This window comes from Keratinibaculum paraultunense (assembly GCF_016767175.1).
In the GTDB taxonomy this organism is placed as follows: domain Bacteria; phylum Bacillota; class Clostridia; order Tissierellales; family Tepidimicrobiaceae; genus Keratinibaculum; species Keratinibaculum paraultunense.
Genome location: NZ_CP068564.1, coordinates 2,107,339 through 2,129,389, shown reverse-complemented (window position 1 = coordinate 2,129,389; position 22,051 = coordinate 2,107,339). Strand labels below are relative to the sequence as shown.

At 29.7% G+C, this 22,051-nt stretch carries 20 protein-coding genes and 1 tRNA gene; 15 read left to right on the top strand and 6 right to left on the bottom strand.

Features of this window, described 5'->3' with window-relative positions:
* The first annotated feature begins 123 nt into the window (after positions 1–123).
* Both mnmL and JL105_RS10440 read left to right on the top strand, forming a co-directional pair.
* Positions 124–1,059 carry a tRNA modification radical SAM protein MnmL/YtqA gene (mnmL, locus tag JL105_RS10445; RefSeq protein WP_132028642.1) on the top strand — a complete coding sequence of 312 codons (936 nt, stop codon included), beginning with the start codon at positions 124–126 and terminating at the stop codon, positions 1,057–1,059.
* Positions 1,060–1,187: 128 nt separating this feature from the next.
* Entirely contained in the window at positions 1,188–1,928 is a 741-nt protein-coding gene (locus JL105_RS10440) for a LysM peptidoglycan-binding domain-containing protein (protein WP_132028639.1), read from the top strand.
* A 47-nt stretch (positions 1,929–1,975) separates the two neighbouring features.
* On the opposite strand, the gene JL105_RS10435 is transcribed toward JL105_RS10440, so the two are convergent.
* A tRNA-Val gene (locus JL105_RS10435) sits at positions 1,976–2,050 on the bottom strand.
* A 339-nt stretch (positions 2,051–2,389) separates the two neighbouring features.
* On the opposite strand from JL105_RS10435, the gene JL105_RS10430 reads away from it, so the two are divergent.
* Positions 2,390–6,688, top strand: coding sequence for a 2-hydroxyacyl-CoA dehydratase (locus JL105_RS10430; RefSeq protein WP_132028636.1), 4,299 nt, complete (start codon positions 2,390–2,392; stop codon positions 6,686–6,688).
* 30 nt (positions 6,689–6,718) lie between these two features.
* Here JL105_RS10430 and JL105_RS10425 read toward each other — a convergent pair whose 3' ends face one another.
* Positions 6,719–8,098 carry an aldehyde dehydrogenase gene (locus JL105_RS10425; protein ID WP_132028633.1) on the bottom strand — a complete coding sequence of 460 codons (1,380 nt, stop codon included), beginning with the start codon at positions 8,096–8,098 and terminating at the stop codon, positions 6,719–6,721.
* A 222-nt stretch (positions 8,099–8,320) separates the two neighbouring features.
* On the opposite strand from JL105_RS10425, the gene JL105_RS10420 reads away from it, so the two are divergent.
* The 6 genes from JL105_RS10420 to JL105_RS10395 all read left to right on the top strand — a co-directional run bounded on the left by JL105_RS10420 (position 8,321) and on the right by JL105_RS10395 (position 13,839).
* The gene (locus JL105_RS10420) at positions 8,321–9,331 is read left to right on the top strand and encodes a hypothetical protein (protein WP_132028630.1); all 1,011 of its coding nucleotides are present in this window, start codon (positions 8,321–8,323) and stop codon (positions 9,329–9,331) included.
* 81 nt (positions 9,332–9,412) lie between these two features.
* A complete protein-coding gene (locus JL105_RS10415; RefSeq protein WP_132028627.1) occupies positions 9,413–9,991 on the top strand; it encodes a DJ-1 family glyoxalase III in 579 nt (192 codons plus the stop codon).
* A gap of 98 nt (positions 9,992–10,089) precedes the next feature.
* Positions 10,090–10,698 carry a DNA-3-methyladenine glycosylase gene (locus JL105_RS10410; RefSeq protein ID WP_132028624.1) on the top strand — a complete coding sequence of 203 codons (609 nt, stop codon included), beginning with the start codon at positions 10,090–10,092 and terminating at the stop codon, positions 10,696–10,698.
* Positions 10,699–10,780: 82 nt separating this feature from the next.
* Positions 10,781–11,725, top strand: coding sequence for an LCP family protein (locus tag JL105_RS10405; RefSeq protein WP_132028621.1), 945 nt, complete (start codon positions 10,781–10,783; stop codon positions 11,723–11,725).
* 15 nt (positions 11,726–11,740) lie between these two features.
* Positions 11,741–12,772 (top strand): type 2 isopentenyl-diphosphate Delta-isomerase, encoded by a 1,032-nt coding sequence (gene fni / locus JL105_RS10400; protein ID WP_202690515.1) that lies wholly within the window; start codon positions 11,741–11,743, stop codon positions 12,770–12,772.
* Positions 12,773–12,855: 83 nt separating this feature from the next.
* The gene (locus JL105_RS10395; protein WP_132028618.1) at positions 12,856–13,839 is read left to right on the top strand and encodes a biotin--[acetyl-CoA-carboxylase] ligase; all 984 of its coding nucleotides are present in this window, start codon (positions 12,856–12,858) and stop codon (positions 13,837–13,839) included.
* Between the two features lie 17 nt (positions 13,840–13,856).
* On the opposite strand, the gene JL105_RS10390 is transcribed toward JL105_RS10395, so the two are convergent.
* Positions 13,857–14,531 (bottom strand): NAD(P)H-hydrate epimerase, encoded by a 675-nt coding sequence (locus tag JL105_RS10390; protein WP_132028615.1) that lies wholly within the window; start codon positions 14,529–14,531, stop codon positions 13,857–13,859.
* Between the two features lie 266 nt (positions 14,532–14,797).
* Here JL105_RS10390 and JL105_RS10385 point away from each other — a divergent pair, with 266 nt between their 5' ends.
* Positions 14,798–15,976, top strand: coding sequence for an acetyl-CoA C-acetyltransferase (locus tag JL105_RS10385; protein WP_132028612.1), 1,179 nt, complete (start codon positions 14,798–14,800; stop codon positions 15,974–15,976).
* A gap of 260 nt (positions 15,977–16,236) precedes the next feature.
* Here JL105_RS10385 and JL105_RS10380 read toward each other — a convergent pair whose 3' ends face one another.
* On the bottom strand, positions 16,237–16,791 hold the full coding sequence (locus JL105_RS10380) for a biotin transporter BioY (protein ID WP_132028609.1): 555 nt from the start codon (positions 16,789–16,791) through the stop codon (positions 16,237–16,239).
* A 226-nt stretch (positions 16,792–17,017) separates the two neighbouring features.
* On the opposite strand from JL105_RS10380, the gene JL105_RS10375 reads away from it, so the two are divergent.
* The 4 genes from JL105_RS10375 to JL105_RS10360 are packed head-to-tail and all read left to right on the top strand — an operon-like array spanning position 17,018 to position 19,558.
* Positions 17,018–17,392, top strand: a complete 375-nt coding sequence (locus JL105_RS10375; RefSeq protein WP_132028606.1) for a GntR family transcriptional regulator — start codon at positions 17,018–17,020, stop codon at positions 17,390–17,392.
* 2 nt (positions 17,393–17,394) lie between these two features.
* Positions 17,395–18,249 (top strand): ABC transporter ATP-binding protein, encoded by an 855-nt coding sequence (locus JL105_RS10370; protein ID WP_132028603.1) that lies wholly within the window; start codon positions 17,395–17,397, stop codon positions 18,247–18,249.
* Positions 18,250–18,253: 4 nt separating this feature from the next.
* Positions 18,254–18,886 (top strand): ABC-2 transporter permease, encoded by a 633-nt coding sequence (locus JL105_RS10365; RefSeq protein WP_132028600.1) that lies wholly within the window; start codon positions 18,254–18,256, stop codon positions 18,884–18,886.
* A 12-nt stretch (positions 18,887–18,898) separates the two neighbouring features.
* On the top strand, positions 18,899–19,558 hold the full coding sequence (locus JL105_RS10360; RefSeq protein WP_132028597.1) for an ABC-2 transporter permease: 660 nt from the start codon (positions 18,899–18,901) through the stop codon (positions 19,556–19,558).
* A gap of 26 nt (positions 19,559–19,584) precedes the next feature.
* Here the strand turns inward: JL105_RS10360 and JL105_RS10355 are convergent, their stop codons facing one another.
* Together JL105_RS10355 and JL105_RS10350 are read right to left on the bottom strand one after the other, a co-directional pair.
* Positions 19,585–19,686, bottom strand: a complete 102-nt coding sequence (locus JL105_RS10355; protein ID WP_132028594.1) for a DsrE/DsrF/DrsH-like family protein — start codon at positions 19,684–19,686, stop codon at positions 19,585–19,587.
* Between the two features lie 23 nt (positions 19,687–19,709).
* Positions 19,710–21,023 carry an aminotransferase class V-fold PLP-dependent enzyme gene (locus JL105_RS10350; RefSeq protein ID WP_132028592.1) on the bottom strand — a complete coding sequence of 438 codons (1,314 nt, stop codon included), beginning with the start codon at positions 21,021–21,023 and terminating at the stop codon, positions 19,710–19,712.
* A 131-nt stretch (positions 21,024–21,154) separates the two neighbouring features.
* Here JL105_RS10350 and JL105_RS10345 point away from each other — a divergent pair, with 131 nt between their 5' ends.
* Positions 21,155–22,033 (top strand): DMT family transporter, encoded by an 879-nt coding sequence (locus JL105_RS10345; RefSeq protein ID WP_132028589.1) that lies wholly within the window; start codon positions 21,155–21,157, stop codon positions 22,031–22,033.
* Positions 22,034–22,051 lie beyond the last annotated feature (18 nt).

The window sequence follows — 22,051 nt, the reverse complement described above, 5'->3', positions numbered from 1 at the left end:
ATTGTACATATATAAAATATGGTACTATAATATATAGAGAATATAAATACATAAAATATATAAAAAGCGAAAGTAGTAAACTTAAAAAATATACTTTTCTAAACATAATAAGGATTGACTATAATGTGGGGAGATAAAAGATATCATACTTTAAATTATGAATTGAGAAAACAATTTGGGAAAAAAGTTATGAAATTATCTTTAGATGGGGGATTTACCTGTCCTAACAGAGATGGAACCATTGGATGTAGAGGTTGTATTTTTTGTGGTGAGGAAGGTGCTGGTGAATTTACAGGTTCTAGAAATTTAAGCATAAAAGAGCAAATTGAAGAGCAAAAAAGGCTTTTATCAAATAAATGGAATACTGATAAATATATTGCTTATTTTCAAAACTTTACTAATACTTATTCTTCTATTGAAGATTTGAAGAAAAAATATTATGAAGCTCTTTCTCAAGACGGGGTAGTAGGATTAGCTATAGCTACAAGACCTGACTGTTTATCAAAAGATGTGCTAGAGCTTTTAGCTAATATTAATCAAAAAACTTACCTTTGGGTGGAATTAGGTCTTCAAACTATCCATGAAAGAACTAGTAATTTTATTAGACGGGGATACCCTTTGAAAATTTACAATAAAGCTATACAAGAGTTAAAGGATAAAAATATAAAGATAGTTACTCATTTAATATTTGGATTGCCAGGTGAATCTAGAGAAGATATATTAAATTCTGTTAGATATGTAGCTGATACCAATACTTGGGGAGTTAAATTTCATTTATTATATATACAAAAGGGAACGGATTTATATGAATATTATATTAAAAATCCTTTTCCTATACTTAGTAGAGAGGAGTATATATCTTTAGTAGTAGATGGTTTAGAAATGTTACCAGAGGAGATGGTAATTCATAGATTAACAGGAGATGGTAAGAAGAATTTATTGTATAAACCTAAATGGTCTTTGGATAAATTAAGGGTTCTTTCAGGTATAGATAAGGAATTAAAAAGGAGAAATTCTTGTCAAGGATCGAGGTATCAAACTAAAAATGATATTAAATAAATTTTCATATAGATCAACTTAAACATATAAGGAGCTAATAGCTCCTTTTTTATTTTTTATTTTAACATCTATTCTATTATCTGCATAATATATAGTGCAGATAATTATATGAAAGAAAGGTGGTTAGTATGAAAGGAAACTATCAAATAGAACAAAAATGTCCTACTGGAAGTTTTGCATACACGATTAAGTCAGGGGATACTTTATTTCAATTAGCTCGTAGGTTTAATACAACTGTAGAAGGAATTATGGCAATAAATCCAGGAATAGATCCAAATAATTTACAAATAGGGCAAGTAATATGTATACCAGGAGAGGTAACTGCACCGCTTCCTCCATGTCCTAATGGTTTTTACTATACCATAAAGTCAGGAGATACCTTATATAATTTAAGCCAAAAGTTTAATGTTCCATTACAAGAAATAATAAATGCTAATCCAGGAATAGATCCAAATAATTTACAAATAGGTCAAGTGATATGTATACCTCGGGTAACTGCACCACTTCCTCCATGTGCTAATGGGTTTTATTATACCATAAAGGCAGGAGATACCTTATATAATTTAAGCCAAAAGTTTAATGTTCCGCTGCAAGAAATAATAAATGCTAATCCAGGGATAGATCCTAATAGATTACAAATAGGGCAAGTGATATGTATACCACAACCAAAACCAGTACCATATTTGCCTCCATGTCCTGAGGGTGTTTATTATGTTGTGAAAGCAGGAGATACACTATTTTCAATTGGACAAAAATTTAATGTATCAGTACAGGAAATAATAAATGCTAATCCAAGTATAGATCCTAATAGGTTACAAATAGGGCAAATATTATGTATTCCTAGAAAATGTGTAGTATTTTGTTTCTAGAATAAAAAAAGGAAAGTCAATATTGGCTTTCCTTTTAATTTTATGTATGGTGGGCGATACAGGGCTCGAACCTGTAACTTTCACCACGTCAAGATGACACTCTACCATTGAGTTAATCGCCCTTGTGACAAATATTATATACTAAAATTATATTTTATGCAATTTTAATTTTCAATTTTTAATATTTTTTCCATAAATTCATGTAGGACATGTATAATAGTATATATGAGAATAACTTTTTTATATTGTCAAAGCATTATACAAATGTGATAGAATATAAATTAAGTATATAGGTATATTTTGTGAAATTATAGTATACTAGTATGCAGATCAAATAGTTTTCTAGTATTTGTAATTTAGTAATAATTATGCTATAATTCATTTGATCTATAGATTATGTAAAGAAGTCTATTATTTTATATAAATTATTGTAAGGAGGTAGGCAGCTTAGCTGCAATGGTATGGCAAAGATACATTTAGGCTTAGATGTAGGGTCCACTACTGTTAAATTAGTGGCATTAAATTCATCGTATGAGATAATATATAGTACTTATAAGAGGCACTATTCTGATGTAAGAAATAGTGTAAAAGATGTAATACTAGATGCATATAAAAGATTTAAAAATGAGAGTGCAACAATAATGGTTACAGGATCTGGTGGGCTTTCTGTTCATAAATGGTTAGAGATTCCATTTATACAGGAGGTGGTTGCTTCAACTACTGGAATTAAAGAATTTATTCCAGAAACTGATGTGGCTATTGAATTAGGTGGTGAAGATGCAAAAATAATATATTTTGAAGGTAATGTGGAGCAGAGAATGAACAGTATATGTGCTGGAGGTACTGGTGCATTTATAGATCAGATGGCATCTTTAATAGAAACCGATGCAGAGGGACTAAATGAATTAGCTGCAAAGCATAAATCCATATATTCAATAGCTTCACGTTGTGGAGTATTTGCTAAAACAGATATTCAAGCTTTAATAAATCAAGGAGTTTCTAAAGAGGATATAGCAGCATCAGTATTTCAATCGGTGGTAAATCAAACCATATCTAATTTAGCTTGTGGCAGACCTATAAAAGGGAAAGTAGCTTTTTTAGGAGGACCTTTACATTTCTTGCCTGAACTTAGAAAAAGATATATAGAAACTTTAGGATTAAAAGAAGATGAAATAATTTTCCCAGATAATTCCCAGTTGTTTGTGGCAATAGGTGCAGCAGTTTCTTCAATAGAAGAAAAGCCAATTAGTTTTGAAGAATTAAAAAATAGAGTATTAAAATCTACAGGACCAATAGAATCAGAAATTCGCAAGTTGAGACCTTTATTTAAAGATAAAGAAGAACTGGAACAATTTAGGAAAGAACACAAAACTCATAAGATGGCTTATAAAAATATAGAAGAGCATAGCGGAAGATGTTATCTTGGAATAGATGCTGGCTCTACTACTACTAAAGCTATACTTATTGATGAAGATAATAATATACTTTATTCTTATTATGGAAATAACAGAGGGAAACCATTAGATTTAACTGTAGAGATATTGAAAGATATATATGAGAAACTTCCGGAAGGAGAAAGAATTACTTATTCAGCTGTTACTGGTTATGGTGAGGAATTTATTAAAGCCGCCTTAAACATAGATGAAGGGGAAGTTGAAACTATAGCTCATTATAAAGCAGCACAATTTTTCCAACCAGAGGTAGATTTTATACTAGATATAGGCGGGCAAGATATGAAGTGTATGAAGATTAACGAAGGGGTAATAGATAGTATACTTTTAAATGAAGCTTGTTCCTCGGGGTGTGGCTCTTTCTTGGAGACTTTTGCTCATTCTTTAAACATGTCAGTCGAGGAATTTTTAAATGAAGGACTTCTAGCAGAAAATCCTGTAGACTTAGGTTCTAGATGTACAGTGTTTATGAATTCCAAGGTAAAGCAAGCTCAAAAAGAAGGGGCAAGTATTGGAGATATAGCTGCAGGGCTATCTTATTCTGTAATTAAAAATGCTATACAAAAGGTAATAAAAATCAGAGATCCAGAAGAAATGGGAGAAAATATAGTCGTACAAGGTGGTACATTTTATGGTGATGCTATTTTAAGAGCTTTTGAATTGGTATCAAAGAGAAAAGTAGTAAGACCAGATATTCCTGGGTTGATGGGTGCCTTAGGAGCAGCTTTAATTGCAAAAGAAAGGTATGAAGAAGGTAAAGAAACTAATATTCTATTAAAGGATGAATTGGATAGTTTTAGTTATAAAACTAACAGAGTAAATTGTGGTGGATGTGGAAACAATTGTCTGCTTACAATCAATATATTTTCAGATGGCAAAAAATATATAACAGGAAATAGATGTGAAAAGGGCACAGGAGTAGAAAAATCCACTAAGGATATTCCCAACTTATATGAGTATAAGTATAATAGGGTTTTTGATTATGAGCCTTTATCAGAAGAAGAAGCTACAAGAGGCACAGTAGGAATACCTAGAGTTTTAAATATTTATGAAAATTATCCATTTTGGCATACATTTTTTACTGAATTAGGATTTAGAGTGGTATTATCGAGTCAATCCAATAGAGAAATTTATGAAAAAGGAATAAGTTCTATACCTAGTGAGACTGCTTGTTATCCAGCAAAAATTTCCCATGGTCACATAATGGATTTGTTGGAAAAGGGAATTAAATTTATATTCTATCCAGCAATTTTCTATGAACGAAGGGAAGATGAAGAAACGGATAATCATCTAAATTGTCCTGTAGTTATTGGATATTCTGAAGTTATAAAGCATAATGTAGATGAATTAAAAGATAAGGATATTTTATTCCTAAATCCTTTCTTGAATTTTGATGATAAAGAAGGTTTAAAGAAAAGACTCAAAGATGAGTTAAAGCCTTTTTTCTCTATATCTAATAGAGAAATAAAAAAAGCTGTAGATAAGGCTTGGAATGAGTTGATTAATTACAAGAAGGATATAGAAAGAAAAGGTGAAGAAACTTTAAAGTATATGGAGGAAGAAGGGATTAGAGGCATAGTTCTTGCAGGAAGACCTTATCATGTAGATCCAGAAATAAATCATGGAATACCTCAATTGATCACTTCTTTAGGCATGGCAGTATTAACTGAAGATTCAGTAGCACATTTAGCCAAACCCGATAGACCTTTAAGAGTATTAGACCAATGGGTATATCATTCTAGATTATATAGGGCAGCATCTTTTGTAGCAACTCAGGAAAATTTAGAGCTTATACAATTAAATTCATTTGGCTGTGGATTAGATGCAGTAACAACGGATCAAGTGGAGGAAATACTTCATGCTTATGAAAAAATATATACTGTATTAAAGATAGATGAAGTAAGTAATTTAGGTGCCGCAAAAATTAGAATAAGATCTTTAAATGCAGCTTTAAAGGAAAGAGAAAAGAGAGGATTTAAACCACAAAAAATAGAAAAGCCAGAAAAACGAGTAGTATTTACAAAGGAAATGAGGGAAAATCATACTATATTAGTACCTCAAATGGCACCAATACACTTTAAATTATTAGAGGATGCTTTAAATACTTGTGGATATCATTTAGAATTTTTACCTGCTTATGACCCTAAAGCTGTAGATGAAGGTTTAAAATATGTAAATAATGATGCTTGTTATCCATCAATAATAACTGTAGGACAGTATATAGCAGCATTGAAATCAGGTAAATATGATTTAGACAATGTTTCTTTGTTAATGACTCAAACAGGAGGGGTATGTAGAGCTTCCAATTATATTGGATTTATTAGAAAGGCTTTAAAAGATGCAGGTTTTGGAAATATACCAGTTATAGCTGTATCAGCTCAGGGTATAGAAACAAATCCTGGATTTACCTATTCAATGGAAATGGCGAGAAAAGGCATAATGGCGATAATGTATGGAGATCTTATTATGAGATTACTATATCGAGTAAGACCTTATGAAAAGATAAAGGGTTCAGCAAACTTATTAGCAAAACATTGGTTAGAAAAATGTTCTCAAGCAGTTAAAGTAGGAGATAAAAAAGAGTATGAAGAAAATGTGTATCAAATGGTTGAAGATTTTGATGAACTTGAGATAGATGAAGAGTTAATAAAACCTCGAGTAGGTGTAGTTGGAGAAATATTGGTAAAATATCATCCTATGGCTAATAACAATATAGTAGATATATTAGAAAAGGAAGGAGCAGAAGCAGTTGTTCCAGATTTAACAGACTTTTTAATGTACTGCTGTTATAATTCAACCTATAAATATAAATATTTATCGAAAGGATATCTCCCTAAGCTTGGTAGTGATATAGCCATAAAATATATGGAATATTATAGGAAACCTTTAATGGATGCGTTAAGACGCAGTAATAGATTTCATGAACCTATGACTGTATATGAGCTGGCAGAAGAAGCAGAGAGATTAGTATCTATAGGAAATCAATATGGTGAAGGTTGGCTTCTTACAGCTGAAATGTTAGAGTTAATCCATAATGGTGCTGAAAATATAGTATGTGTACAGCCCTTTGGCTGTCTTCCAAATCACATAACTGGCAAAGGGGTTATAAAAGCAGTTAGAGAAGAATATCCACAAGCAAATATAGTAGCTATTGACTATGATCCAGGAGCGAGTGAAGTAAACCAATTGAATAGAATAAAACTAATGCTTTCTACAGCCCATGACAATATAAAAGAGAAACAGATTAAAAGAAGAAAAAAAGAATCTACACTAAGACCATATAAAAAAGCGTATAATGGGAAAAATTAAAATAAGTTGTCACCATCGATGGTGACAACTTTATTTTAAGAATCTTTTTACCCATTTTAATTTATCCTTATAAGGTGGATATCTAGTGTTAATATCTGGGCTAATACTTTTATCAGATATACTTTTGTAATGGGTAAATGTATGGAAGCTATATTCACCATGGTACGCTCCCATGCCACTATCTCCAACTCCTCCAAAAGGCATATAGGGGTTAGTTAGGTGCATTATAGTATCATTAATACATCCTCCACCAAAGGACAAGCTATTTATAACCTTATCAATTATTTTGTAATTAGTAGAAAACACATATAATGCTAAAGGGCGAGGTCTTGATTTTATTTCCTCTATAACTTCAACAATAGATTCATATTCCAATATGGGAAGTATAGGACCGAATATTTCATCTTCCATAATCTTGTCCTCCCAAGTTATATTATCCATTATGGTAGGAGATATAAATAAATCACTTATATTTGAATTTCCACCATATACTACTTTGTCTTTATCTATTAAAGAGATTAGCCTATTAAAATGTTTTTCATTTATTATTCTTGGATAATCTTCGTTATTTTCTATATTTTTGCCATAAAATTCTTCAATGTATTTTATTAATTTTTCAATTAATTTATTTTTTATATTCTTATGGACGTATAAGTAATCTGGTGCTACACAAGTTTGTCCAGCATTTAAAAATTTTCCCCATATAATCCTTTTAGCAAATATATCCAAATCCCCTTCTTTATCTATAATACAAGGGCTTTTACCTCCTAATTCTAAAGTTATAGGCGTTAGATTTTTAGATGCTTTTTCCATTATCAATTTTCCTACAGAAACGCTGCCAGTATAAAAAATGTAATCAAATTTTGTATCCAATAGATAATTGGCGGATGTGGAATCCATATTAATTACATGAATAAATTCTTCAGGGAAATTTTCATTTATCATTTTTTCAATTATTTTGCTAGTATGAATAGAGGAACTAGAAGGTTTAATGATAGCAGTATTTCCTGCTGCTATAGCTCCAATTAATGGAGTTAAGGTAAGTTGCAGAGGATAATTCCAAGGAGAAATAATAAGTACGTTTCCATAGGGTTCTGGATATATATATGATTTAGACTTGAAATTTGTCATAGGGGTCTTTACTTTTTTTACTTTTGTCCATTCTTTGATATTTTTTAAAGCATGGGATATTTCACTTAAAACTATACCTATTTCAGTAGAATAACTTTCAAATTGAGATTTTTTTAAGTCCTTATACAAGCTATCCATTATTAAATTCTCATATTCTAATAATAGATCTTTTAATTTATTAAGTTGTTCTATTCTAAAAGATATATCTTTAGTGGAATTTAAATTAAAAAAGTTTCTTTGTTTATTAATTATTAAATCTATATATTCTCTGTTATCCATGTTTACACCTCCTTCTTTTAATTAAATTATAACATTGTTTGTAACTCATTTGTAACGATTTTTAGATAATATATTGATATATTGTTTATAAAGACAATAAAATTTTACAATATAGCTAAGCATGTACTGGTGAAATTTGAAATTGTGGAAAAAATTCTAAGTATAAGATATAATGTATGGAGGATAATATACTTAAGATAAATATAAGAAAGAGGTAAAGATATGAAAAGTAAGACTAAGTTTTTATTAATGATAATGGTTTTTATATTAATTTTAACCCTTTCAGGATGTAAATATAGTAATGTACAAGCAAATGATGAAAGGGTAAACAGTAATTCAAAAGAGAACAGTATAAGGGGAAAAGAAGGAGATAATAAAAATTCTGATATAATGAAGGATTTTAGGAATATGGTAGAAAACAATAATGAACCAGTAGATTTGATAAATTATATAGATGAAAATATAGAAAAAGTTTTACCTGAAGAAAGAGTAGAGATGATAGAAAAATTAGAATTAATTCAAGAAAAATATATAGAGAAATATGCTAGTGAGCTCTTTGCAGATGATTATCAAGCAGAATTATTAAGTTTATCTGAAATACCTCAATTAAGATCGCAATCAAAAGAAGATATAAAGGAATATTTATTTTTTAATGAAGCTAATGTAGAAAAGATAACAAATGATAATTTAAAAGAATTGATATCTAAAATTATACAAGGCAAATATAGATTAATTAATTTAGAAGGAGCTTTTTATCCTATTATAGATTATGAAGCATTAAAAGTATATGATAAATATATATCTGATGAGTTAAAGGATTATATAGATATAAAAGCCATGGATTCTAATGAGCCTACAATAATAGATGGATCTTTAATGATATCTTTTGATGAGTTAGCAGAAAGACTTATGGCAGTAGAAAATTATATTAAAAAACATTCTGAAGGTATAAGATGTGAAGAATTATTGCGACTTTATGGAACCTATTTGATATTTTACTTAGAAGGTGCAGATAATACTCCAATATACGATGAAGAAACATATAAAATAAAAGATGAAGTTTTATCTAGCTATAAAAAGACAATGAAAAGTAAAGATACTGTATTATCATATATAATTGGCAAATATATGAACATAATTGAGGAAAACCAATTTATAATTGATGAAGATATAATTTCTCAAATAACTGTTCTTCATAATGAGGCGATAGCTAAATTAGAAGAATGTAAATAAGTATAATAATACTCTATTTTGTTTTGGAAATCTTTAAATTGTTGATATAATATATATGAATAATTTTAAGGAGGGATAGAGATGAAAAGGGTAATAGTATTTTTGGCTGAAGGATTTGAAGAGGTAGAAGCTTTTACAGTAGTTGATTATTTAAGGAGAAAAGATATTGTAGTAGATACATGTTCCATAGGTGAGAAAAATGTGCAAGGAGCTCATAAAATAATAGTAGAAGCGGATAAAAAAATTGATGAAATAAATAACAGCAATGATTATGATGGACTGGTAATTCCAGGAGGTATACCAGGAGCTACTAATTTAAGGGATGATGAAAGAGTTATTAAATTGGTTAAGGAATTTAATGAAGAAGGGAAGATTATAGCTGCCATATGTGCAGGACCTATAGTACTTCAAAGAGCAGGTATAATAAAAGGGAAAAAAGTTACTTCTTATCCAGGATTTGAAGAGGACTTAAAAGAAAGTATATATAAAGAGGATTTAGTAGTGCAAGATGGAAATATTATAACTGCAAGAGGACCAGCAGTAGCAGTATGTTTTGCTATGAAGTTGGTAGAAAACCTAATAGGAAAAGAAAAGGCTTCTGAATTAAGAAAAGAGATACTACTAGATATGGTAGAAGAGTCTATTAAAAATAAAAAATAAAATATTTAAAAAACAAAAAGGCAAAGTTGCCTTTTTGTTTTTTAGATACATAAAAAAGTATATATTAGAAAATGTAATACACGAGAGGCGGAAAATATATGAAATTGGATAAAAATTTTTATATGAGAGATACATTAATAGTAGCAAAAGAATTATTAGGAAAGATTTTGGTGCGTAATGTAGATGGGAAATTATTAAAAGGGAAAATCGTTGAAACAGAAGCCTATTTAGGCTTAAAGGATAAAGCAGCTCATTCTTATGGGGGCAGAAGAACTAAAAGGGTAGAGACTATGTATGGAGAACCTGGAAGAGCTTACGTTTATTTCATATATGGTATGTATTATTGTTTTAATATAGTAACAAAAGAAAAAGGTATCCCAGAAGCAGTTCTTATAAGGGCAATAGAACCCCTAGAAGGAATAGATGAAATGGCTAAAAATCGTTTTGGAAAGCCTTATGGGCAGTTAAATAAATATCAAAGGGAAAATTTAACAAATGGACCAGGAAAATTATCGATGGCCTTTAATATAGATAAAACTTTAGATAAAGAAAAACTATGGGGTAACAAATTGTATTTAGAAGAAGGGATATGTGAAGATTTTAATATTATAGAGACTACAAGGATTGGAATAGATTATGCAGAAGAAGCAAAATACTTTCCCTATAGATTTTATATAGAAGGTAATCCTCATGTATCTAAATTGTAACTTTATTTTTATTGCAAAATACCTCTATATTTAGTATTATTTAAGGTATAAGTTGTTGTATTATACAATGGGGGATAAAAATATGAAAAAAAAATTTTGGACTACATTTTTTATATCATTAGTGTGTTTTTCTATTTTATTTGCAGGGTTAGGAATGTATTTATCCAATAAAGAGACAGCTATTTCAACTGGAGAAGAAGATGAGGTGGAAAAATCACTTGATAATGAAGATGAAATATTAGTTTTAATTATGGGTATAGATGATAATGATGGATTAGGCGGTGTAAAAGCGGTTAAGGAAAAAAAGATAAAAGGTGAAGATAGGCATAAGCCAACGGGAATGCGAACTGATACTATGATATTAGGAAAATATAATTTTAAAACTGGGGAAGTTACTTTGTTATCTATTCCAAGAGATACATTGGTTTATATAAGAGGGAGAAAAAATTTAGAAAGAATAAACCATGCCCATTCCTACGGAGGTCCTTATTTATCGATAAAAACTGTAAGAGATCTATTAAATATAGATTTAAAATATTATGTAACTGTAGATTATTTAGCTGTAAAAGAAATAGTAGATGCTATTGGTGGAGTGAAAATAGATGTTCCTGTTAAAATGCGTCATTCTGATCCATATATACACTTAGATCCAGGACTACAAACATTAAATGGAGAAGAATCTTTAATGTACTTAAGATTTAGATCTTATCCAGATGGAGATTTAGGACGCATTAAAGCTCAGCAAATATTTGTGAAGGAATTTATGAAACAACTATTAAAACCTAAAAATTTATTATTATTACCTAAATTGGCTAAAACTTATTATGATTATGTGGATACAAATGTACCTTTTGAAATAGTTATGAAAGGTGTTATGTCAGCAAGGAAAATAAATTTAGATAATATAAAGCTTACTACATTGCCTGGTAAACCAGAGTATATAGGAACAACATCATATTTTATATATGATGAAGTGGAAACTAAAATTTTAATAGAAGAGATGTTTGGAGATTATCTATTAAATTAATGGAAAGAGGTTTTTATGAGAAAAGATATATTGAGAAAAGACAGAAAAAGAGAACATATAGCTTATTATTTAAAATCAAAACATGGTGGGAATACGCTATTTGATGATGTATTTATAGAGCATAATTCTTTACCTGAATTAAATTTATTAGAAATTAACACAAATACTGAATTTTTAGGAAAAAAAATAGATTATCCTATAATGATAAATGCTATTACTGGAGGAACAGAGTTTGCCTGGGAAATAAATAAAAATTTATCAAAAATAGCAAGTAAATATAATATTCCTATGGCAGTAGGTTCTCAAACTATTGCTTTAGTAGATAAAGAAAGCCATAAGTCTTTTAGAATAGTTAGAGAAAATATAGGAAATGAAGGAGTAGTAATAGCTAATTTAAATGCTCATGCTTCTATAGAAGATGTAAAATTTGCAATAGATCTATTAGAAGCAGACGGAATCCAAATTCATTTAAATCCAGCTCAAGAGCTAGTTATGAGAGAAGGAGATAGGAATTTCAAAGGGATTTTAAGGAATATAGAAAATATAGTACTAAATATAGAAAAACCAGTTATAGTAAAAGAAGTAGGATTTGGAATATCAAAAGATGTAGCTTTAAGGTTGTTTGATATAGGAGTAAAATATATAGATATATCTGGTAAGGGAGGGACTAATTTTATTGAAATAGAAGATAAAAGAAATGAAGATATGGATTTTAAGGATATGTATACTTGGGGAATACCAACAGCATTTAGCTTAATTCAATGTAGGAGTATATCAGAAGAATTGACATTGATATCTAGTGGTGGCATAAAAGGGAGCTTAGAGGTATTTAAATCTTTAGTATTAGGAGCAGATATGGTAGGAATAAGTGGCTATATATTATGGAATTTAATAAAGGGAGGATATGAAAAAGTCGATAAATATATGAACAATTTGACATATAAACTGAAGGTCTTAATGTTATTAACAGGGAGTAAAAATATTCAAGATTTAAAAAATGTCCCATATAAGGTAAAGGGAGAATTGAAAGAGCTTTTAGAAGGTTGATTAATTCCCAACAAGATATATTGTTGGGTTTTGTTGGGATTATATTGATGATAAATGTGGTTTTGGTTAAGGGATGTGGTTATATGAGGGAAAAAATATTGTCAATGTTAAAAGAACATAAAGACGAATTTATATCAGGAGAGATGATTAGTAATAAGTTGGGTATAAGTCGTACTGCGGTCTGGAAGCATATTAATAATTTAAGGGAAGAAGGATATGAGATTGAATCCATGCCTAAAAATGGATATAAATTATTAAATTGTCCAGATGTACTAACGTTGGAAGAAGTAGAGGAATATTTAAATACAGAGTTTATAGGAAGAAATATATATTATTTTGATACTGTAGATTCAACTAATATTAAAGCTAAAGAATTGGCTATGGAAGTAGAAGAAGGGACAGTTGTAATAGCTGAAGAACAAACTAAAGGTAAAGGACGTTTAGGCAGAGATTGGCTTTCTCCAAAGGGTAAAGGTATATGGATGAGTATTGTATTAAAACCTCAATTACCTCCTTCAGAGGTAGCAAAATTGACTTTGATTGGAGCTGCTGCTGTGAGTAAGGCTTTAGAGGAAATAGGGATAGAATCCTATATAAAATGGCCTAATGATATTATAGTTCAAGGTAAAAAGATATGTGGAATTCTTACAGAGATGAGTTGTGAATTAAATATGATTAATTATGTAATTATGGGAATAGGTATAAATGTTAATTTAGAAAATAAAGATTTTAGTAAAGAATTAGTTGATAAAGCTACATCGTTAAAAGAAATTATTGGGCATAGCGTGGATAGAAAAAAATTATTAGGAGCTATTTTAAATCATTTTGAGGATTTATATATTCCTTTTAAAAATGCAGGAGACATATCAAAAGTAATTAATATATCAAAAGAAAAATCCATTTTAATAGGTAAAAAAATACGAATAATTCAAGGGGAGACAGAACGTACAGGAAAAGCCTTGGACATAGATGAAGAAGGAAGACTTATAGTGGAGTATGAAGATGGAACTGTAGATAGTATATTTTCTGGAGAAGTTTCAATTCGAGGTTTAAAAGGATACAAATAAAGACCATTAGAATCATACTAATGGTCTTTATTTGTATTAAGTACCGTATCTATAGCTATTTTAGGCATTCCTATGGGTTCTACAATTACATCGCCTGCCAAATTCTTGTTATCAACAAGCCCTTTCTTCATAAGTTGAAAGGTTATAGTTTTGTTAGGTTTAATAGCTATGCCTAGTATTTTCCCAGTATCAGAATCCATGCCAGAAGGTATATCTATCGATAATATATATTTACCCTTTTGATTTACTAGGGAAAATGCATCTTTGTATATTCCCTCTACTTCTCTAGTTAAGCCTGTTCCAAATACTGAATCGATTACCATATCTGATTTTGATAAGGATTCCTCTAAAGTTTTTAAATCTTTTTTGTTATCTATATATTTTATAGGAATATTCATATTTTTGAGTATATTATAATTTATCATAAAATCGTGACTACCTTTATCTATGTTTCCAAGTATAAATATATCTACTTTTTTATCTTTAACTATCAAATGTCTAGCTACTGCTAATCCATCTCCTCCATTATTACCAACACCACAAAGAATTGTGAAGTGATTAAATTTATTTAAGTCTATATTTTTAATTACTTTTAATGCAGCATTTTCCATTAATACAATTCCAGGTATTCCTAATTTTTCTATACAATAGTTGTCTATAGCTTTCATATTTTCTCCAGTTACAGCAATCATAATACCCCTCCTCTCATTAAGTATTATATCAAACAAATACATTGATTTTGAAGATTTTTAAAATTATTTTCAAATAAGGGTTGCAAAATTAGTAGAACTTTGATAAAATTATAACAAATGGTAATAGTATAAAATTTAACAATCCTAATTATACATATATAACTAATCTATAATTTAGTACACTTAATAAATAAACATAAAAAGTTAAATATGCTTTAACTTTTATGATAAATTTAAGCATATTATAAAAAAAGGAGGAGTTAAGTATGCGAGAAGTTGTTATTGTATCAGCAGTTAGAACACCAATAGGAACATTTGGTGGAAGTTTTAAGAATGTTTCTGCAGTAAAATTAGGGACTGTAGTTGCTGAAGAAGCCATGAAAAGGGCAACTATAAAGCCTGATATGGTAGATGAAGTTATATTTGGGAATGTGTTACAAGCTGGGTTAGGTCAAAATGTAGCTAGACAAATTTCAATACATTCAGGGATTCCAGTAGAAGTACCTTCATATACGGTAAACAAAGTATGTGCTTCTGGACTTAAAGCTATAACATTAGCAGCTCAATCTATTATGGCAGGTGAAGGAGACATAATTTTAGCAGGAGGTACAGAAAATATGTCTCAAGCACCATATATTTTAAAAGGAGCTAGATGGGGATATAGAATGGGAGATGGAGTATTAGAAGATTATATGGTGAAAGATGGACTTTGGGATATATTTAATGATTATCATATGGGAATTACTGCAGAAAATGTAGCAGAAAAGTATAATATAACCAGAGAAGAACAAGATAAATTTGCATTAAGAAGTCAATTAAGGGCAGAAGAAGCTATAAAAAGTGGAAGATTTAAAGATGAAATAATTCCTGTAGAAGTACCTCAAAGAAAAGGTGATCCACTAATAGTAGATACAGATGAGCATCCAAGATTTGGTTCTACTATTGAAGGTTTAGCTAAATTGAGACCTGCATTTAAAAAAGGTGGTACAGTAACAGCTGGTAATGCATCGGGTATAAATGATGGAGCAGCAGCTTTGGTTTTAATGGCTAAGGAAAAGGCGGAAGAATTAGGATTAAAGCCTTTAGCAACTATTAAGGCTTATGGGGCAGCAGGAGTAGATCCAAGTATAATGGGAATTGGTCCAGTACCTGCTACTAAAAAGGTACTAAGCAAAGTAAATATGACTATAGATGATATGGATCTTATAGAAGCAAATGAAGCTTTTGCAGCTCAATCTTTGGCAGTAGCTAAAGAATTAAATTTTGATGATGAAAAAGTAAATGTAAATGGTGGTGCAATTGCATTAGGTCATCCTATAGGAGCATCTGGTGCTAGAATAGTAGTTACATTACTTTATGAAATGGAAAAAAGAGATGTCAAAACTGGTTTAGCCACTTTATGTATAGGTGGAGGACAAGGAATGGCTATGATTGTTGAAAGGTAATTATATTAATTGTGTGATTTTGATTTAAAATACAAATCTTAGTTAATGGCGAAAGATAGCAAAGTAAATTATAATGACTTAGGTCATTATGTGTTCTGTATAATACTTTGCTATCTTTTGCTTTTTTAATTTTATTTATATTTGCATATTTAATTAGCATAAGTAAAGCTGTATTTATGTTTAATTTTAATTTTAATTAAGATATAACATAAATATAATAGAGAATTTGTTTATGATATTATAAATTGTGAATTACTTGATTATTCATTAACCAATTTAATTCTTTGAAGAACTTTTGATGCTACCAAAGAAGATACTATAGCTTTTAATGTATCCCCAGGTAAAAATATAATGCACCCAGTTTTTAAAGCTGTAGCAAAAGAGATGGATTTTCCCATTACATGGTTAATTATCATATACATATATGGAACTCCGAATAAATATATGATAAATGTTCCTATAAGGGAAGCTACAAATATTCTTACAAAGCTTATGTTATCGCCACTATGAACGATTTGTCCAACTATAAAAGCTGCAAATATAAATCCGATCAAAAAACCAAAACTTGGTGTAAATACCGTTTGAGGTCCACCAGAAAATCCTGCAAATATTCTAACCCCAGAAAGCCCTAATAATACATAGATTAGTTGAGATAAAGCTCCCAATTTAGGACCAAGCAAAAGTCCAGATAATACAACAAACAAGCTTTGTAGCGTAATGGGGACACTACCTACAGGTATACTTAAAAAAGCCCCTATTGCTGTTAATGCAGTAAATAAAGAAGTTAATACCATTTCCTTTACAGATATTTTCATATGATCCCTCCTATATGTAAACCGATAAATAATTTAAGTTGACAATAAGATTGTAGACCATTATAAAAGCAATGTCAACTATAAAATTATACAAGTTAACAAACTATATCTATATTAATTTATTTAAAACTATTGACAAATTTTTAAAATAAGCTTATACTGTATATGGACTATATATACAGTATATACAAAATAAACACTATATACTTTGCTTAGGAGGATGGCTATGAAGATTATCGTTTCTAATTCATCAGATGAGCCTATATATGAACAGATATCCCAACAAATCAAGGGAATGATTTTAAAGGGAGAGTTGAAAGAAGGAGATTTATTGCCTTCTATTAGAGGATTAGCTAGGGATCTTCAAATATCTGTTATAACCACTAAGAGGGCTTACGATGAGTTGGAAAAGGAAGGATTTATTGAAACTATGCAGGGGAAAGGTTCCTTTGTAGCAGGGCAGAACAAGGAATTAATGCGAGAGAAAAAACTGAAAATCGTAGAAGAAAAACTTCTTGACATAGTAGAGGAAAGCAAATTATTAGGACTAGATTATGAAGAAATACAGGAAATGTTGAAAATTTTGTTTGAGGAGGTATAGATATGGATTATATTCTAAAAGTTAAGAATTTGAGAAAACAGTTCAAAAATTTTACTTTAGATGACATTAGTTTTAAATTGGAGCCTGGATATATAATGGGGTTTATAGGGCCTAATGGAGCAGGGAAAAGTACCACTATAAAGCTTATAATGAATCTGCTCAAAAAAGATGGTGGGGAGATTAATATATTTGGTAAGGATCATGTAAAATACGAGAAGGAGATAAAGGATAGAATAGGCTTTGTATATGATGAAAATTATTATTATGAAGATTTGACTATCAATCAAATGAAAAACATAGTAGCCTCCTTTTATTCAAGATGGGATGAACAGCAGTTTAACTATTATATTAAAGAATTTGATCTAAATCCAAAGGTAAAGATCAAAACTCTATCTAAAGGTATGAAGATGAAGTTTTCATTAGCTGTTGCCTTATCCCATAATGCTGACTTAATAATCATGGATGAACCTACATCTGGGTTGGATCCAGTATTTAGACGGGAGATATTGGATATTTTATACAACATTATCCAGGATGATACCAAAAGTATATTTTTTTCCACTCATATAACTACGGATTTGGAGAAGATAGCAGACTATATAACCTTCATCAATGAGGGAAAAGTGGTATTTTCAGAGTCTAAGGATGGGGTGATGGAGAGCTATGCCATAGTAAAAGGTGGTATGGACCTATTAGATGAAAATACTAGAAAGCAATTTATTGGATTAAGAGAAACTAGAGTTGGGTTTGAAGGATTGACCAATAATTTAGACAAGATAAAAAACACATTTGGAGATAAGGTGTTGATAGAAAAAGCAAGTTTAGAAGACATTATGGTTTATAGCGTGAGGAGGTAGGAGTATGCTAGGGATTATTAAGAGGGATTTAATGCTATTGTGGTCAAACAAGCGAGATAGATTTTTTATAATATTTTATATACCATTTTTACTACTGATAATAGAATCCTACGATTTAAAATGGCTTTACCTTGCAATAATAGTAGCCTATACTTATATTCTTTCCATATTATCTTTTTCTCATGATATTAATGGTAAGGCTAAATATATTATTCATTCATTGCCGATAAATAGGGAAGAGATGGTTTTTTATAAGTATTTATCTAGTTTTGTGTATTTGGCCATCACGATTGTGTATGTTGGGATTTATTTGTGGATAATTAATGCAATAGGAATAAAACCTGTGGATTATTTTAATCTGGAGATGATAATCAAGGCTATACCTATTATTATGATTTTAACATCTATAGTCTATCCAGCGTATTTTATATTTGACCCTAAGATAGCACAGATAATCCATATGATAGTATTTTTTACTTTTTTCATTGGTATGGCAAATTTGGGTTCGGTGGGAGATAAATCTTTAGTAAGCCGTATAGGATTTATTAGGGGAAAAGGTATGATATATGTTTCCGCAGCAATGTATATAATCTCCCTATTTCTATCCATGAAACTATATAAGAATAGGGATCTATAGGGGAGGGATAGGATGTTTAATTTAATAAAAAAGGATTTTATATTGTCGAGAAAGATCAATATATTTGCAGTAATATATGGACTGTTTATTGCGGCTATGGGGCTTACAATGCCTGATCCTTTAATGTCAACTCTCCTATACGTTTTTGGGATGATTATACTTATATTTATTACTGTTATATATACAAATGGATACGATGATAAGTATAAGAGTGAAATAATACTTAATAGTCTCCCAATGGATAGGAAAAATATTGTTAGAGCAAAATACATGGCGTTAATACTATTTATTGTAATAAGTTGTGGTACCGTGTTGATATTTACCAATATTATTTTGAAATTAGGAATTGCTAGCACTGGGAAAGGTGCGAGTATATGGAATGCTATCTTTGTTACTAATATATCCCTGATATTCTATTCCATATACTATCCAATTTATTTTAAAGTGGGGGAAGGTCTAAGGAGTTTTAATACCATGTTGTGGATACTGATGGTAATAGGGCCAACGGTTTTAAGTAAATTGATGGAGGGATTAGACAATATAGGCTATTTGGAAAAAATAATTGATATGGATATTAATAGGATAAATATATATGTGCTAATACTTTCTTTGATCATGTTCTATATGTCTATGAAGATATCCGAAAAAATTTATAGAACGAGGGAGTTCTAACTATTAGAAAAGGGAGTCATAGGAATTCAATCAGTATCCATGGTTAAAGCAGAATTAGCTAGAATTAAAGTTGCTAAAGCATTATCGTATTCGCCACTAAACATGAGTATATTCACCTTTTTCTTCACAAGCAACCTTCCTTTCCACTATTTTAAGTAGAAAGGAGGGTTTTATACTTTAAATTATATTTTTTTCTATTGTATGCGATTTGGTTTAACAATTCTATTAAAATATTTACTTCTTGATAATCATTATATAGACCGAAGCTTATTCTAACAGTACCTGGTCTTAATAGATTTTCATCCTGTTTGTACTTTTTCATCTCCTCTATAGAGATATTGAGTAGTTTCTGTATATAGGGCTGTGCACAAAAGCATCCATTTCTTACAGCAATGCCTCCTTCTAATGATAAAATATTTGCTACAGTTTCATGGTATAATCCCTCTATGTTGAAGGATATTATAGATACCTTATTCATAATATCCATATCATCATATAATATTATATGAGGTACTTTTTTTATCCTTTCAAGGGTGTATTTAGTTAGTTCTCTTTCATAATTGGATATTTTATTCATACCTATAGATTTTAATATTTTTAAACTTTCTATTAAAGCTACTACTCCTAAGAGATTAGGAGTACCTGCTTCTTCTTTTTGTGGCGGTTCTTCCCATATAACATCTTGAGGTGTTACTAATTTTATTGTACCTCCTCCAACATATTCAGAATGCCCTTTATTAAATGTAGCCTTAGGTGCAATTAATACGCCAATACCAAAAGGGGCATACATTTTATGAGCAGAGAAAGCAATATAATCAATATGTTCAGGATGGTCTATGGGTTTCATATCCACTGGATGATGAGGCACTAATTGAGCTCCATCTACGAGGATTTTACTTCCATATTTATGAGCAATTTGTGCTATTTTATATATTGGATTTAAATAACCTGTAACATTGGAAGCACCAGTTACAGTTAATAATTTTACTTTTCCATTATATTTTTTTAATAGATATTCTAAATGATCTAAAGATAATCTTCCATTTTTATCTACTTGTACATAATCCACTTTATATTTACTTCTCCAAGGAAGATCGTTGGAGTGATGTTCCATATATGTGGATAGAACTATTCCATCTCCTATTTCATCTTTTAATCTATAAGATAATTTATTTATAGCCTCTGTTGTATTCTTTACAAATATTACTGTGTGATATTTATTGTTGCCTTTTACAAAATTTAATACTTCATCTCTTGCATTTTCATAAAACTGAGAAGATATTATGGATTTATATCCTGTTCCTCTGTGAACAGAAGAGTAGTATTGAGAAAAATTATTTATCGTTTCTATTACAGATACAAAAGGAGGAGTAGTGGCAGCATTATCAAAATTTATATATGGAACTTCAATTCCATTTGCTAAAGGGACTAAAGTGTTTATTCCATAAATTAAGTTTTTATACATAAGATCACCTATATTTTATTTAATAATATCATTATATTTGATAAAAAAGAAAAGGTTACGAGAAAATAGGTAGTAAAGTTAGGTGAAGTTATATTATAATGGATATAAGGAGTCAGTTAAGGAGGTTGAATATGAAAAATAAAAATAGTTTGTTTGCAGATATTTCATTATTACTAGTTGCTGTTATTTGGGGAAGTGGATTTGTAGTTACAAAGAATGCTTTGGATCATATAACTCCTTATTATTTACTAGCTTGTAGATTTATGATTTCATCAATATTGATGCTAATAGTATTTTTTAAAAGGGTTAAGAAAGTAAAATTAGAGGATTTGAAGGCAGGTTTTATAATAGGAATATTTTTATTTGGAGGATTTGCTACTCAAACTGTAGGACTTAAATATACTACAGCTGGGAAGCAGGCTTTTATAACTGCAACCAATGTAGTTATGGTACCATTTATATATTGGGGAATAAGTAAAAAAAAGCCAGATATCTATGAAGTGATAGCAGCTATACTTTGTTTTGTAGGTATAGGAATACTAAGTTTCGAAAGCAATTTACAATTTGGATATGGTGAATTTTTAACATTTATATGTGCAATATTTTTTGCTCTTCACATATCTGCCATTGGATATTTTGCTAAAGATCATGATCCAGTACTATTGTCTATAATTCAAATGTTTGTAGCTGGAATATTATCAATAATATTTGTACTTATATTTGAATCCAATGTGGAAAGTATTACTAAAGATTCAATATTTCCCATATTGTATTTGAGTATATTTAGTACATTAATAGCTTTTTTGATTCAAAATGTAGCACAAAAATATACTTCATCAACTCATGCTGCTATAATATTAAGCTTAGAAGCTTTATTTGGTGGGATAATGTCTTTAATATTTTTGAAAGAGCCTTTTACTTTAAGGTTTTTAATTGGTTCACTATCTATATTTATCTCCATTATAACTACAGAAACTAAGTGGGCTTTTTTTAAAGGCAATAATAAATAAGCACACTTAAATTTATTA